The organism is Aliiroseovarius sp. S1339, assembly GCF_023195695.1.
In the GTDB taxonomy this organism is placed as follows: Bacteria; Pseudomonadota; Alphaproteobacteria; order Rhodobacterales; family Rhodobacteraceae; genus Aliiroseovarius.
Map to the genome: position 1 here is coordinate 65,262 of NZ_JALPQG010000013.1, position 13,805 is coordinate 79,066.

Sequence of the window (13,805 nt, forward strand, 5' to 3'; positions counted from 1 at the left end):
GGCTGAAATTCTCCGCCCCCTAAAGGGGGCGTGGCGCACCCTGCCCCTATATATAAAGACACGCCATTGACAACCTGCCCCTTCCCGACCCATCTAACGCCTCCAGAAAGACTGCCATTATTTCATGGCGCGTTTGAGTCGAGAGGAAGTTCATGCCCGTTGTCGTCGTAGAAAGCCCGGCCAAAGCCAAGACCATCAACAAGTATCTTGGGTCGGATTACACCGTGCTGGCATCCTATGGCCATGTGCGGGACCTGCCTGCAAAAGACGGCTCGGTCGATACCGACGACAATTTCGCCATGACATGGGAAATTGGTCGCGACAGCGCCAAGCACGTGCGCGCCATTGCGGATGCGTTGAAAGACGACAACAACCTGATCCTCGCGACCGACCCGGATCGCGAGGGCGAAGCGATTTCGTGGCACCTTGAGGAAGCCCTGCGCAAGCGGCGTGCGATCAAGAAGGACACGCCGGTCAGCCGCGTGGTGTTCAACGCGATCACCAAATCCGCCGTGACCGAGGCGATGGAGCATCCCCGCGACGTCGACACCGATCTGGTCGAGGCCTATCTGGCCCGTCGCGCGCTGGATTATCTGGTGGGCTTCAACCTGTCGCCCGTTCTGTGGCGCAAACTGCCCGGCGCGCGCTCTGCGGGTCGTGTGCAGTCGGTCTGCCTGCGCCTGATCGTTGAGCGTGAGGAAGAGATCGAGGCGTTCAAGGCCCGTGAATACTGGTCGGTGAAAGCGCTGCTCTCCACCCCGCGCGGGCAGGAGTTTGAGGCGCGTTTGACAGTGCTCGGCGGCCAAAAGCTCGACCGCTACGACCTTGAGAATGAGACCGCGGCCGAAATGGCTGTGCAGGCGATTTCCTCGCGCGATCTGACCGTTCAGTCGGTGGAGGCCAAGCCTGCCACCCGCAACCCCTCGCCGCCCTTCATGACGTCGACCTTGCAACAGGACGCCAGCCGTAAGTTCGGTTTTGGCGCGCGTCAGACAATGTCGACGGCCCAGCGCCTCTATGAAGCGGGCTATATCACCTATATGCGGACCGACGGGATCGACATGGCGCCGGAAGCCGTGGCCGCCGCGCGTGACGCGATTTCGGATCGCTATGGCAAGGAGTTCATCCCGGCCAAGCCCCGGATTTACAAGAACAAGGCCAAGAACGCCCAAGAGGCACACGAATGTATCCGCCCGACCGATATGACCGTATCCGCGAGCGATCTGGCGCGGTTGGAACCCGATCAGCGCAAGCTTTACGACCTGATCTGGAAGCGCACGCTGGCCAGCCAGATGGAAAGCGCGAAGTTCGAACGCACCACGGTTGATGTGGGCTCATCCGACGGTCAGGTCGTGCTGCGCGCCACCGGACAGGTTGTCGTGTTCGAGGGCTTTCTGAAGGTCTATGAAGAAGGTCGCGACGATCAGGTGGTGGATGACGACGACAAGCGCCTGCCCCAGATCATGGAAGGCGAAAAGGCCGAGAAAAAGGGTGTCACGCCCGAACAGCATTTCACCCAGCCCCCGCCCCGTTACACCGAAGCCACGTTGGTCAAGCGCATGGAAGAACTGGGCATCGGTCGCCCCTCGACCTATGCGTCGGTGATCACGACCATTCAGGACCGCGAGTATGTCCGCAAAGACAAGAACCGTCTGTTTCCCGAGGACAAGGGGCGGATCGTCACCATCTTCCTGATGAATTTCTTCCGTAAATATGTGGGATACGAATTTACCGCACATTTGGAAGAAGAGCTGGACGAAATCTCGGCTGGCGACATGGATTATAAAGAGGTGCTCGCGCGCTTCTGGCGCGATTTCTCGGCGGCAATTGCCGAGACATCAGAATTGCGCATTTCGGAAGTGCTCGACAAGCTGGACGCCGCCCTTGCCCCGCAGCTCTACCCGCCACGCGAAGATGGATCAGACCCGCGCATCTGCCCGAAATGCGGCAACGGTCAGCTGCACCTGAAAACCTCGCGCACTGGTGGGTTTGTCGGTTGTGGCAACTATCCTGAATGCACCTATACCCGCCCCATCGCGGGTGAAGGGGCCGAGGGGGATGAACGTGTGCTGGGCGAAGATCAGGGCGACGAGATCTGGTTGAAATCTGGTCGTTTCGGCCCCTACGTGCAGCGCGGTGAACCGACGCCGGAAAACAAAAAGCCACCACGTGCCAGCCTGCCCAAAGGGTGGGACAAGGACGCGATGGACCTAGAGAAGGCTCTGGTGCTGCTGTCCCTGCCCCGCGAAATTGGCGAACACCCCGAAGGCGGCATGATCAGCGCGAATTTCGGGCGCTTCGGCCCCTATGTCATGCACAAACTGCCCGACGACGCCAAACCGACCTATGCCAATCTGAAAGACCCCGATGACGTGTTCGAGATCGGCATGAACCGCGCGGTCGAGATGCTGGCGGAAAAACGCGCCAACCCCGGTGGGCGCGGTCGGGCGGCGGCCAAGCCGTTGAAAGAACTGGGCGAACATCCCGAAAACGGCGGGCCGGTCAATGTCATGGACGGGCGCTATGGGCCTTATGTGAAATGGGAAAAGGTCAACGCGACCATTCCCAAGGATGTCGAAGCGGCTGACGTGACCATGGAGATGGCGGTCGCCCTGATCACGGAAAAAGCCGGGAAGAAGAAGCCTGCGAGAAAGAAAGCAGCACCGAAGAAGAAAGCGGCAGCAAAGAAACCCGCCGCAAAGAAAAAGCCCGCCGCCAGCAAGGGCTGACGGCGGCTTTGACACCTTGATCCGGGCCAGAAATGCGACACTGCGGGTGCCACATTCAAACTCGCGCATTCGTGAGTTGAAACCTGCGCGCGCGTTGGATTGATTGCGGCCAAACGCAATCGAACAGTGAGCCTCACCATGTCACGTATTCTTTCGCGCCGCGCGGTCATCGCGGGCGCAACAGCCTCTTTCGTGCTGCCCGCTGCCGGGCTTGCCACACCCATCATCGAAACCGCTAAGCGCAACGTGTCGAGCTTTGCCAGTCAGGACTGGCGTGATCATTTCGACAAGCTGGACCGGGTCACGATCGTCTGTGACACGGTTTCGCGCGCCTTGCATTACTGGAGCGCGGATGGCCGCGATTATCGCATTTATCCTTCCTCGGTTCCGATGACGGATGAACTGACCAAGACCGGATACACAAAGATTGTGCGCAAGAAGGTCGGACCAGACTGGACGCCGACCCCCAGTATGATGGAACGTAATCCAGACCTGAAATACACCCCGCCCGGCCCGGACAATCCGCTGGGCACGCACGCCATGTATCTGGATTGGCCCGCTTATCTGATCCACGGCACCCATGACACGCGCAAGATCGGGCGGCGCAGTTCGGACGGCTGCATCGGCCTTTACAACAGCGCCATCGCCGAGCTGTTCGCCATCACACCAATCGGCGCGCAAGTTCGGATAATCTAGGGGGTCGTTTCAAGTGTTGCGCCCACCAAGGTAAAGGAAATCAGGTCTTAGGTAGAAATACCCGAAGCCTCGTCTCACCCGCGCGTTTCGTTGACTTTGCACGGCCCCCACGCCAGAACAGGTGCGAAACTGACGAGAGGTAACTTTCATGAAAAAGGTATATGGCAACGCCGCCGAGGCCCTTGATGGGCTTTTGAGCGACGGGATGCTGATTGCCGCTGGGGGCTTTGGCCTGTGTGGCATTCCGGAATTGCTGATCGACGCGCTGGTCGAAAGCGGCGTCAAAGACATCACCATCGCATCGAATAACTGCGGCGTTGACGGCTTCGGGCTTGGCAAATTGCTGGACACCAAGCAGATCAAGAAAATGATGTCGTCCTATGTGGGCGAAAACGCAGAGTTCATGCGCCAATACTTGTCGGGCGAGCTTGAGCTTGAGTTCAACCCCCAAGGCACTTTGGCCGAGCGCATGCGCGCCGCAGGTCACGGCATCCCCGGGTTTTACACCAAAACCGGCGTGGGCACCGTGATCGCTGAGGGCAAAGAAGTGAAGGTCTTCAACGGCGAGGAATACATCCTTGAAGAAGGCATCTTTGCCGACCTGTCCATCGTGAAAGCCTGGAAAGCGGACGAAACCGGCAACCTTGTGTTCCGCAAGACCGCCCGCAACTTCAACCCGCCCGCCGCCATGTGCGGCAAGGTCTGTGTGGTCGAGGTCGAGGAGATTGTGCCGACCGGGTCGCTTGACCCCGATGCGATCCACCTGCCGGGCATCTATGTGCATCGCATCATTCAGGGCGATCACGAAAAGCGTATCGAACAACGCACCATTCGGGAGGGCTGAGATCATGGCATGGGACCGCAATCAAATGGCCGCCCGCGCGGCACAGGAACTGCAAGACGGCTGGTATGTGAACCTCGGGATCGGCATCCCGACGCTTGTGTCAAACTTCATCCCTGAAGGTGTCCACGTGACGCTTCAGTCGGAAAACGGAATGCTGGGCATGGGCCCCTTCCCAACCGAGGCCGAAATTGACGCCGACCTGATCAACGCAGGAAAGCAGACCATCACCGAACTGCCCCAGACCTCATATTTCGACAGCTCGATGAGCTTTGGGATGATCCGGGGCGGCAAGATCGCGATGGCGATCCTTGGTGCGATGGAAGTGGCCGAAAACGGCGACTTGGCCAACTGGATGATCCCCGGCAAACTGGTCAAAGGCATGGGCGGCGCGATGGACCTTGTGGCCGGTGTTGGCCGCGTGGTGGTCGTGATGGATCACACCAACAAGCATGGCGACAGCAAAGTGCTGAAGGAATGCACCCTGCCGCTGACCGGCAAGGCCGTGGTGGACCGCATCATCACCAACCTTGGTGTGCTGGATGTGGTCGAGGGTGGCCTGAAGATCGTCGAGACCGCAGATGGCGTCACTGAAGACGAGCTGCGCGCCGCGACCGAGGCAAAGATCCTCGACTAACGGTCATAAAAGGCGTCAGAAAAGGCTCCGTTCGCGGGGCCTTTTCTTTTTAGCGCCGCGTTGCCACTGGTTAGATATACAGCTTTGACGGGCGGAACATCGTGTCCAACGCGTCGCTTCCCAGATCCAAGACCCGCGGCTTGCGGATCGCGGGCAGAACGCAAACATCATAAATTTCGGACGCGGCCCCTTCCAGCACGATCTGGTGTTCAATCGCGCCACTATCCAGATTGATGACCGAGATCGAGCATTCCGGCGCAACCCCCATATCCTGCAAACGCTCGTTCAACGGCGTGCCGTCATTGCCTTCATACACTCCGTTTTGACGCGGGCGCGACGCACCGACCAGCGCGTAGTTTTTCCAAAACGCGATCCCACGGGTGAAGCCCGGAATAAAACAGATCGGGCGATACGCGCCAGTATCGCGGTCAACCTCGCCAAATTCGCCCAACCCGCTATTGGCAACATATAGCTTCCCGTTATGCAGTTGGGGCGAGTGGGGCATGTGCAAGTTGTCACACAGGACGTCGTTGCTTTGCACGTCGATCAGCAGCCCGTCGCTTTGGTCCTTCGGTAATGCGCGCCAACCTTCAACTTCGTCCGTGTCGGCAAAGCAGGTGACATATTTTGGCGCGCCGTCCTCCAGCGCCAGACAGTTCAGGTGACACCGGTCGCCATATGCAAACTCGCTGATGAAGGGTGGCTTCCACAGGGGCTCGAAGCTCCATCTTTCATGCAGGCGCGCGATGCAGTTGAACTGGCTCGCGATGAAATAAACGCCGCTGTCACTGACCCGCACGTCATGCACGTTGATAAATCCGGTGGTGGTGGCCGCGATCGGGGCAAAGACGGCGTCATTGCCTTGCGACATCTGGCCCTTGTCCAAAAAGTTCTCAAACCGCCAGATTTGCTTGTGGCTTGCCATCCACAGCGTGCCGTTGTGCAGGCTCAACCCCATCGAGCGCGGAAAATTGGCATCGGAAAACACGAACTGGCCCGCATCGTTCACGCCAATCATAAATAATTTGCCGATGTGATAGGTATTGAACGCCAGAGAAATCCGGTTTTTCGTCAGCCAACCGCGAAACCCGTCGCTTGGGTGCAGGCGTACACGGCCTTTCTTCATCTCGGCTGGCTTCGGAAACTCCAAATCGACTTTAGTGTTGTCATCGTCGCCTGCGTCAGCCACTTTTTGCTCCTACTTCCCGATTGGCCCGCCAATACTCCTACTCAGAGCGCGCGCAGTCGAGGGGAAAGATAGCGAATGGTTTTCATGTAAGGGGTCAGCTCATGACGGATGACGAAGACACAGGTGGCTTGATAGAGGTTTCGCCTCTCTACCCCAACGAAGATGTTCTGCGTGTGTTCGGAGAGCTCGCGTTCCTGGCCTTCTATTCCGACTTTTACGGAAACTGGTCGGCGCGCGCGATTGCGAAAGCGTTTGAGCCTCCGATCTATCTGAAGCAGTTCAATGTCTATCGCGCGCGCGATGTGCCGCGTGGTCTTGTTACCTGGGCCAAACTGGATGCGGCGGCCGAAAAGAAGCATCTGACAGGCAAGGGGCTGGACGAATTTGACGAATGGCGGTCTGGCACACAGCTTTGGATCATGGATATCATGGCCCCGTGGGGGCATGGCGACCAAATCATTGAAAACATCAAATCCTCTGTGCAGGAGGACAGTGTAAAAACCCTACGAATCCACAAGGGGCAGAAAAAGCTACTGGAATGGCACCGCACGCCAAACAGCGAAAAATGGAAGATCCGATCGACCGAGGTGGCATGAAATGGTGTTTTCTCCGCCGATTTCCCCCTTACCACACCGACAGAATTGCCCGAGTGTCGTATTCAAAGTATTAATGAGTTTACGGCTTTTGCCTGTGTTCCTTAGCGGGATTTCTAACGGCGAAAGCGCCGCCTGTAAATGTTTGGCGAGTAAAAGAGGGAATTTCCATGGTTAGCCTCTCAGGACCAACGACGGCCTCGATGACGGAAGGGTTCAACGGGACCGGGAACATCAGTGCCAGTGGCTCTGTCGTGAATACAGAGCCGGGCACGTATTCTTGGCTTGCAGGCGGCTATGACATTCTGTCGGCCCCATCATTTGGTACGCTTACGATCGTTCAAAACACCGCAAATGACGAAGGCGGCTATACATGGAGCTTCGTGGTCGACAGCGACGATCCGGCTTTGGATGGATTGGACGCGGGTCAAAGCCTGGATGTCACCTTCAATATCCGGGTCAGGGACACATCCTTCAACGCCGCAAATGGCTATGCCCCGGTCGTCAATGGCACTGCGGTCATCGACACCCATCAGGTGACCATCACCATCTTTGGCGAAAATGAAGTCTGCTTTGCGCGCGGCACCGATATACTGACCGATCGCGGCCCGCGCCGGATTGAACAGTTGCGCGTGGGCGACATGCTGGTCACCCGCGACAATGGCCTTCAGCCTGTGCGCTGGATATCTGCGTCGAAAGTGTCGCGTGATCGGCGACGCGGCAACTCGCAACTGGAACCCATCGCGATTGCGCCGGACACATTTGCACCCGGCGTGCCAACCAAAACGCTGCGGGTTTCACCCCAGCACAGGGTGTTGCTGGAAGGCCCACAGGTTGATTTGCTGTTGGCGCAGGACACGGCCCTTGCCAGTGCGAAAAGCCTTTTGAATGGCGAAAGCATCTATGATTGCAGCGGCGAGGTTGAGGAATTGGAATACTGGCACCTTGTCCTTGATCAGCACGAGATCGTTTTTGCAAATGGCTGCCCCGCCGAGACATTACATCTTGGCGACATGTCGTTGACCACGCTGAACCAGGCGCAGATCAACGAGCTTGAAGCGATCTTCCCCGGCCTGCTCGAAAAACCAAGCGATATGGCCCACGCCGAGCTGCGCGCCTATGAGGGGCAAGTGTTGACCCAATCCCTGAAGCCATTTGCATTGCAATCCGAAGTCCGCGCTATCTAGCTTGGAAGTCTGAACAATCATTGCCCTCGCTACGCTTTCGTTGGGTTGCCCGCACCAAAGCCCCACGCCCCCCTTTTCCCTCGCAATTGCGCCGAAGCTTTCATAATCTCGCCTCAATCCCCCGCCATAAGCCGGGCAATGACAATGAGCAGCACAAACCCCATATCATCCACTGCAGGGAAACAATCTGCACCGGACGCCGCCCCCCGGCGGCTGCGCGACACGCTTGTGCTGCTTGGATTGTTCGGGCTGGTTCTGGTTGGATTGATCGGTCTGGCCGCCGCAACAGGCTGGGAAGAAACCCGCGCTCAACTTGCCAAGCTGACGGTCGCGCAATTTGTCGCCCTGCTTGCCCTCAGCCTTGTGAATTACCTGTTTCGTGGGCTGCGCTGGCATATCTTTGCGCGCAAACTGGGACTGCCCACGGGTCTTGTCCAAGACCTGCGCCACTTCCTTGGCGGGTTCGCGATGTCGGTCACACCCGGCCGCGTGGGCGAGCTGGTGCGGATGCGCTGGCTGAAACGCGAAACCGGTTGGGCGTTTGAGCGCACGGCCCCCCTTGTGCTGGTGGATCGCGCGTCGGACCTGACGGCGATGGCCTTGATCCTTGGGCTGGCGCTGGCCTTTTCGGCGACCGGGATCGCGGGCGGGCTGCCCGTCACAATCCTTGCCCTGATCGCCGCCTTCGCAGCGACCCGACCGCGCCTGCTGGGCTGGTTTGCCACGATGGGGCACAGGATCACCGGGCGGTTTGCGAGGCTTTGGGCCAAGATCCGCCGTGCCTCCCTTTCGCTGTCGGCGTTCACTTCGCCCACATTGATGGCGCTTGCCGCGCTGATCGGGGTCATTGGCTGGGTCGCCGAAGGCTATGCCTTTCACCTTCTGTTAATGTGGATGGGGGCCGATATCGGCTTTGCCAAGGCGGTCGCCATCTTCGTCTTCTCGACCCTCGCTGGTGGCCTGACCGGTGCACCGGGTGGCGTCGGTGGTGCGGAAGCCGCCATGATTGCCCTTTTGGCAATGGAAGGCGTGCCGCTTGAAGTCAGCCTGCCCGCCACCGCCATCATCCGTATAACAACCCTTTGGTTCGCGATTGGGCTAGGTCTTTTGATCTTCCCCGTCGCGGAACGCAATTCATTGAGACATACACATGGTTTGGAAAAATAACGAGTATTCCGGCTGGGGCCGGGTTCTGAAAGCCTCTGCCGAATTGGCGCGTCCCGAACGCGCCCGCAGCCTGAAGGCCACCGTGGCGCAGCACCCCTGCCCCGCCATCGGCAATTGCCGATCCTATGGTGATGCGCCGCTGAACGACGGTGGTCGCGCCATCGACATGACGCGGATGAACCGCATCATCGACTTTAACGCGGACACTGGCGTTGTCACGGTCGAGGCCGGCATCACCATCGGTGATCTGGCCCACGTCTTCGCCCCGCGCGGATGGCTTCCCGCCGTCATGCCCGGCACCGGCTTTGCCACCGTGGGCGGCTGCATCGCACAAGACGTGCACGGCAAGAACCACCATAACGAGGGCAGCTTCGGCCAGCACGTTCTGTCGGTCACCCTGCTGAATGGCGACAAGCGCACCGTTGCCACGCCCACCCGCAACGCAAGCCTGTTCCGCGCCACGATGGGCGGCATCGGACAGACCGGCGTGATTGCTGAGGCGAAATTGCAACTCAAACCCTGCCCCGGCGACGTGATGATGGTCACAGAACGCCGGGCCGAGGATTGGGACGACCACCTTGCCCTGCTCGATGGCAGTCAGGCGACCTATACGGTTGGCTGGATCGACACGACCGCCAAGGGTGCAGCCCTTGGGCGCGGTGTCATAGAAGAGGCCGAGTTGGCCGCAGGGCTTCTGCCGAAGGCGAAGCCGTCGAAGAAAATCCCGCTGGATGCGCCGAATTTCGCGCTGTCCAACCCGGTCGTGCGGGCCTTCAACAACGCTTATTACCGACGGGTGCCAAGCTCGGGGCGCTCGTCCGTCAAACGGATCGACGACTTCTTCTTCCCGCTGGACAAAATCCACGACTGGAACCGCCTCTACGGCAAGCGCGGCTTCTATCAGTTCCAAAACGTCGTGCCACTGGATCAGGCCGACGCGCTGAAAGCGATGTTGGAGTTGATCGCTGGTGCTGGTCTGTCGTCGCCTCTGGCCGTACTCAAACGCATGGGAGCGGGGCGCGCGGGTCATATGAGCTTTCCGATGGAGGGCTACACGCTGGCGGTCGATTTCCCCGCCCGTGACGCGGCGGTGGACCTGATCGCGATGCTTGAGGATATGACCATGGACGCAGGCGGGCGGCTTTATCTTGCCAAGGACGCGTTGGCCACTGGCCCGGCGATCAAGTCGATGTATCCCGAACATGGCGACTGGGTGAAACAGGTCAACAAGGCCGACCCGGATCACGCGCTGGAAACCGATATGGTGCGCCGTCTGAACCTGCGCGAGGCGGAGTAAGAACATGACAAAGACCAAACAAAACCAGTGCTGGATCATCCTTGGCGCAACCTCATCCATGGCGCGCGCCTTTGCGCAGGCCGTGGCCGATCAAGGCGCAAGTGTCATTCTGGCCGGGCGCGATATGGACGACCTGAAACGATCCGCAACAGACCTGTCCGCGCGCGGTGTGACCGCTGAGGCGGTGAAGTTCGACGCCCGCGACATCGCAACCTTCCAGCCGATCATCGACCGCGCCGGGCGCGAGGAAGGCGTGATCAACGCTGCGGTCTTTGTTGGCTCGATGCCCGCTCAAGAAGACATCGACGCCAACCCCGCCCTGATCGAAGGCGTGGTGAAAGACAGCCACTCAGGCCCAGCGGCGTTCCTGACCATGCTAGCCCCAATCATCGAAGACCGGGGTGCGGGCACGGTCGTCGGCGTTTGTTCGGTGGCAGGCGATCGGGGCCGGATCGGCAACTATGTCTATGGCTCGGCCAAGGCAGGCTTTGCCACCTACCTGTCGGGCCTGCGCAATCGCCTGACACGCGCGGGCGGCCATGTGGTGACAGTAAAGCCCGGCTTCGTGGACACGGCGATGACATGGGGGATCGAAGGGATGTTCCTTGTCGCCTCGCCCCAGAAGGTCGCCGCCGACATCCTGAAAGCGGTCGAGAAGCAGCGCAACGTGATCTACACGCCGTTCTTCTGGCGCTACATCATGCTGATCATCCGACACATCCCGGAGTTTATCTTTAAGAAGATGTCGATCTGATCGGCTTTTAACCGACCCCGAACCATTCCTGCCAAAGACCTGCGGCGTAGAACATAATTGCCATCGTCATCAGCATCAGGCCAATGCCCCGCTTGTCCTTCATCGCAAAGACAATCGGGTCATAATCCTGTTTGCCGTGCCATCCCAAACGCACCATACGGATCATCCACCATGCCAGCGGCAGGCCCGCGATCCACATCAGCCATTGGGTTTTGTAGAGCGACAGGGCTTGTTCGGTGAAGGAATACAGGAAAAAGGCCACCAGGGCTGCCACGACACCCAGCGACGCTACGTTCAGAAGGTCGGGTCGATCCGGGCGACCATAGCCCCGCCCCGGCAAACGCTCGTCTGATGTGGCAAGGGTCAGTTCCGTCAGACGCTTCACGCAGCCAAGGGCCAAGAAGACCGGGAAGATGAACACCAGCAGATATCCCGACACGTGGATATCTGTGGCGGCGGCGCCAGCAACGACCCGCAGAGTATAAAGGGACGCCAGCACCGCAATATCTACCCAACGCATCCGCTTCAGCTTCAGCGAATAGGCCAGCGACATCGCCATATACAGGCTGACCACGCCAAAGAATGCCCAGCCCAGATAGGCCGCCACACCCAACGCGATGGCCGCAAGAACGAAGAACGACACCATCCCCACCTGTATCGGCACAGCCCCTGATGCAAAGGGGCGTTTGCATTTCTTCACATGCAGCCTGTCAGCCTCAAGATCCAGAAGGTCGTTGACCAGATAGATGGACGATGCCGCCGCCGAAAAGCTGATCACCCCGAGGATCGCCAGAAGAAGCGTGTTCAGATCGAAGGCATGACCCGCGATCATCGGCACGAACAAAAGCACGTTCTTGACCCATTGATGGGGACGGAAGCTTTTCAGCACATCTTTCATGCGCCAGCCGCCCTCGATCAGGGTAACGGGCTTTCCTTGCGCCTCTAACATCTTGGCCGAGCGCGTATCACCCACCACCAAAGCCGCGTCGGCATGGTCCCAAACTGCACGATCCACGACCGCGTTGCCCGCATAGTGAAAGCCGCCCTCGCCGTAGGCCGCAACCAACGCCTTGGCCTTGTTGTCGCCCTTCAGGTTAGTGTGCCCGTCTGAGGCAAAGATGCGGTCCGACAGGCCGTGGTCCGCCGCCAGTTGTTGCACAATGCTCTGGTCGGACGCTGAGGCGAGCACAACCTCACGCCCTTCAGCTTGGGCTGCGCGGGCGACCTCCAACACATCTGGGTCAACCGGAAGCAAGTCAGTGCGCAGCGCGGCGATCTTAGCCAGTTCGGCTTTCAGACGGGCGGGATCGCGAAAATGCGCGAGGCTGGTTTGCAGCGTGCGGATCGGATCTTTACCAAGACCGCCCCAGAAGCATTCATAAAGCATGTCTGTGCGCAGAAATGTTCCGTCGACGTCCAAAACGAACGGTTTCTTGGTAAGACTGTCGGCCATCAAATCACGATCCATTTACTGCAAATACACATCCGTCAGACAAAAGCTCTGGCGGGGTCAGGCACAGCCCGCGCGCGACCCGCCAGGCGGCAAGCACTTTGGGCACATAGGCGCGGGTTTCCGCATAAGGGGGCACGCCGCCATTGTCCTTCACCGCATTCTCGCCCGCGTTATAACCCGCGAGGGCAAGGATCGGGTCGCCGTCAAAATGGTGCATCAACCAGTTCAGATAGGCAACACCACCCATGATATTCTGCGAGGGGTCGTTGCTGTCTTTGACACCAAAGCGCGCGGCAGTGTCAGGGATCAATTGCATAAGCCCCTGCGCGCCTGCATGGCTTTCCACAGCCACACGCCCGCCACTTTCCACCGAAATCAGCGCTAGAACAAGCGCGGGCGACACCGGCGTGCCGATCGTCGCTTTCAGAATATCGGTGCCATGGGCCTGCGCGATGCTTTGCAAATGTTGAAGGCGGGGCTGGGCCATCCCCTCTTGCGTTTCAAGCAAATCAAGGGCGACGCGCACATTGGCCGGGCCCGCCTTGTCCAGACGCGGTGAAACGGAGGTCCAGAACCAATCCCATTCGGAAGGCGGAAGTGTCGGCACAGAGGCCGCAACCTCTTCAACAACCTCGGGTGCGGGGGCTTTCGGTGCCAATGCGGCGGCTTGCACGGCCGGGTCAATTTGGATTGTGATCCGCTTGGCCCCGGCCTGCGGGACGGCAATTCGCTTGAAAGTGAAGTCTGGAAAGGGCGCCGGCGTGGTGTCCGCCTGCGCCTGTCCCCCCATCACAAGGGTCAGGAGTATGCTTATGATCAGGAAGCGCCGCATTTTGCGGTTCTCTGCTCTGCCTCGAATTGTTTTGTTGTTTGTCGCAGATTTGGTCATTAAGAGCCAGATTTACCTTGGATTGTCTGGAAAAATTGCGGACACATACGCAGGATTACCACAGAGAAAAAAGATTTTAACACTTTTTTAATGCGCGATTTCAAAAGGTTGACCGGAAAAAAACCTAAAATTTCGTTAAGCCAGAAAAGGTACGAAACCCGCCCAACTCTTGCCCCAATCAAAGGGCTAATTAGGTGTCATGCCAAGCAGCGCTGCGGACGGCAAAAGTTCAGGCGCCAAGGTGAACAAGATGAAACAACACCTTTTCGGAGTGAAACAAAATGAAACTGTATAACCTGATCAAGACTTTCCAAGCTGACGAAGACGGCGCTGTAACTGTGGACTGGGTCGTTCTGACCGCAGCCATCGTGGG

Annotated in this window: 12 protein-coding genes and 1 pseudogene; 10 read left to right on the forward strand and 3 right to left on the reverse strand. The window is 58.8% G+C overall.

What is annotated here, in order from left to right:
• Window positions 1-152: 152 nt before the first annotated feature.
• The 4 genes from topA (at window position 153) to MUY35_RS16730 (ending at window position 4,903) form a co-directional block, all read left to right on the forward strand.
• Window positions 153-2,729 (forward strand): type I DNA topoisomerase, encoded by a 2,577-nt coding sequence (topA, locus tag MUY35_RS16715; protein WP_248370323.1) that lies wholly within the window; start codon window positions 153-155, stop codon window positions 2,727-2,729.
• 138 nt (window positions 2,730-2,867) lie between these two features.
• Window positions 2,868-3,425 (forward strand): L,D-transpeptidase, encoded by a 558-nt coding sequence (locus tag MUY35_RS16720; protein ID WP_248370324.1) that lies wholly within the window; start codon window positions 2,868-2,870, stop codon window positions 3,423-3,425.
• Window positions 3,426-3,573: 148 nt separating this feature from the next.
• Complete coding sequence (locus tag MUY35_RS16725; RefSeq protein WP_248370325.1) at window positions 3,574-4,269, forward strand: CoA transferase subunit A; 696 nt, start codon at window positions 3,574-3,576, stop codon at window positions 4,267-4,269.
• Between the two features lie 4 nt (window positions 4,270-4,273).
• Entirely contained in the window at window positions 4,274-4,903 is a 630-nt protein-coding gene (locus MUY35_RS16730; protein WP_248370326.1) for a 3-oxoacid CoA-transferase subunit B, read from the forward strand.
• A 70-nt stretch (window positions 4,904-4,973) separates the two neighbouring features.
• On the opposite strand, the gene MUY35_RS16735 is transcribed toward MUY35_RS16730, so the two are convergent.
• Window positions 4,974-6,092, reverse strand: a complete 1,119-nt coding sequence (locus MUY35_RS16735) for a TIGR03032 family protein (protein WP_248370327.1) — start codon at window positions 6,090-6,092, stop codon at window positions 4,974-4,976.
• Window positions 6,093-6,193: 101 nt separating this feature from the next.
• Here MUY35_RS16735 and MUY35_RS16740 point away from each other — a divergent pair, with 101 nt between their 5' ends.
• The 5 genes from MUY35_RS16740 to MUY35_RS16760 all read left to right on the forward strand — a co-directional run bounded on the left by MUY35_RS16740 (window position 6,194) and on the right by MUY35_RS16760 (window position 11,090).
• The gene (locus MUY35_RS16740) at window positions 6,194-6,688 is read left to right on the forward strand and encodes a toxin-activating lysine-acyltransferase (RefSeq protein ID WP_248370328.1); all 495 of its coding nucleotides are present in this window, start codon (window positions 6,194-6,196) and stop codon (window positions 6,686-6,688) included.
• A 167-nt stretch (window positions 6,689-6,855) separates the two neighbouring features.
• Complete coding sequence (locus tag MUY35_RS16745) at window positions 6,856-7,872, forward strand: Hint domain-containing protein (RefSeq protein ID WP_248370329.1); 1,017 nt, start codon at window positions 6,856-6,858, stop codon at window positions 7,870-7,872.
• Window positions 7,873-8,016: 144 nt separating this feature from the next.
• On the forward strand, window positions 8,017-9,039 hold the full coding sequence (locus MUY35_RS16750) for a lysylphosphatidylglycerol synthase transmembrane domain-containing protein (RefSeq protein ID WP_348984519.1): 1,023 nt from the start codon (window positions 8,017-8,019) through the stop codon (window positions 9,037-9,039).
• Window positions 9,023-10,336 (forward strand): FAD-binding oxidoreductase, encoded by a 1,314-nt coding sequence (locus tag MUY35_RS16755; RefSeq protein WP_248370331.1) that lies wholly within the window; start codon window positions 9,023-9,025, stop codon window positions 10,334-10,336. The genes MUY35_RS16750 and MUY35_RS16755 overlap by 17 nt, the downstream gene beginning before the upstream one ends.
• A gap of 4 nt (window positions 10,337-10,340) precedes the next feature.
• A complete protein-coding gene (locus MUY35_RS16760) occupies window positions 10,341-11,090 on the forward strand; it encodes an SDR family NAD(P)-dependent oxidoreductase (RefSeq protein WP_248370332.1) in 750 nt (249 codons plus the stop codon).
• Window positions 11,091-11,097: 7 nt separating this feature from the next.
• Here the strand turns inward: MUY35_RS16760 and MUY35_RS16765 are convergent, their stop codons facing one another.
• Window positions 11,098-12,543 (reverse strand): UbiA family prenyltransferase, encoded by a 1,446-nt coding sequence (locus tag MUY35_RS16765; RefSeq protein WP_248370333.1) that lies wholly within the window; start codon window positions 12,541-12,543, stop codon window positions 11,098-11,100.
• A 4-nt stretch (window positions 12,544-12,547) separates the two neighbouring features.
• Entirely contained in the window at window positions 12,548-13,333 is a 786-nt protein-coding gene (locus MUY35_RS16770; RefSeq protein ID WP_248370337.1) for a lytic transglycosylase domain-containing protein, read from the reverse strand.
• Window positions 13,334-13,713: 380 nt separating this feature from the next.
• On the opposite strand from MUY35_RS16770, the pseudogene MUY35_RS16775 reads away from it, so the two are divergent.
• Window positions 13,714-13,805: pseudogene (locus MUY35_RS16775) on the forward strand (pilus assembly protein); the annotation flags it as partial.

What these genes read in the sequence shown, in the direction of transcription:
- topA (WP_248370323.1), top strand. Translation starts at nt 153, where the DNA reads ATGCCCGTTGTCGTCGTAGAAAGCCCGGCCAAAGCCAAGACCATCAAC.
- MUY35_RS16720 (WP_248370324.1), top strand. Translation starts at nt 2,868, where the DNA reads ATGTCACGTATTCTTTCGCGCCGCGCGGTCATCGCGGGCGCAACAGCC.
- MUY35_RS16725 (WP_248370325.1), top strand. Translation starts at nt 3,574, where the DNA reads ATGAAAAAGGTATATGGCAACGCCGCCGAGGCCCTTGATGGGCTTTTG.
- MUY35_RS16730 (WP_248370326.1), top strand. Translation starts at nt 4,274, where the DNA reads ATGGCATGGGACCGCAATCAAATGGCCGCCCGCGCGGCACAGGAACTG.
- MUY35_RS16740 (WP_248370328.1), top strand. Translation starts at nt 6,194, where the DNA reads ATGACGGATGACGAAGACACAGGTGGCTTGATAGAGGTTTCGCCTCTC.
- MUY35_RS16745 (WP_248370329.1), top strand. Translation starts at nt 6,856, where the DNA reads ATGGTTAGCCTCTCAGGACCAACGACGGCCTCGATGACGGAAGGGTTC.
- MUY35_RS16750 (WP_348984519.1), top strand. Translation starts at nt 8,017, where the DNA reads ATGAGCAGCACAAACCCCATATCATCCACTGCAGGGAAACAATCTGCA.
- MUY35_RS16755 (WP_248370331.1), top strand. Translation starts at nt 9,023, where the DNA reads ATGGTTTGGAAAAATAACGAGTATTCCGGCTGGGGCCGGGTTCTGAAA.
- MUY35_RS16760 (WP_248370332.1), top strand. Translation starts at nt 10,341, where the DNA reads ATGACAAAGACCAAACAAAACCAGTGCTGGATCATCCTTGGCGCAACC.
- MUY35_RS16765 (WP_248370333.1), bottom strand. Translation starts at nt 12,543, where the DNA reads ATGGCCGACAGTCTTACCAAGAAACCGTTCGTTTTGGACGTCGACGGA.
- MUY35_RS16770 (WP_248370337.1), bottom strand. Translation starts at nt 13,333, where the DNA reads ATGGGGGGACAGGCGCAGGCGGACACCACGCCGGCGCCCTTTCCAGAC.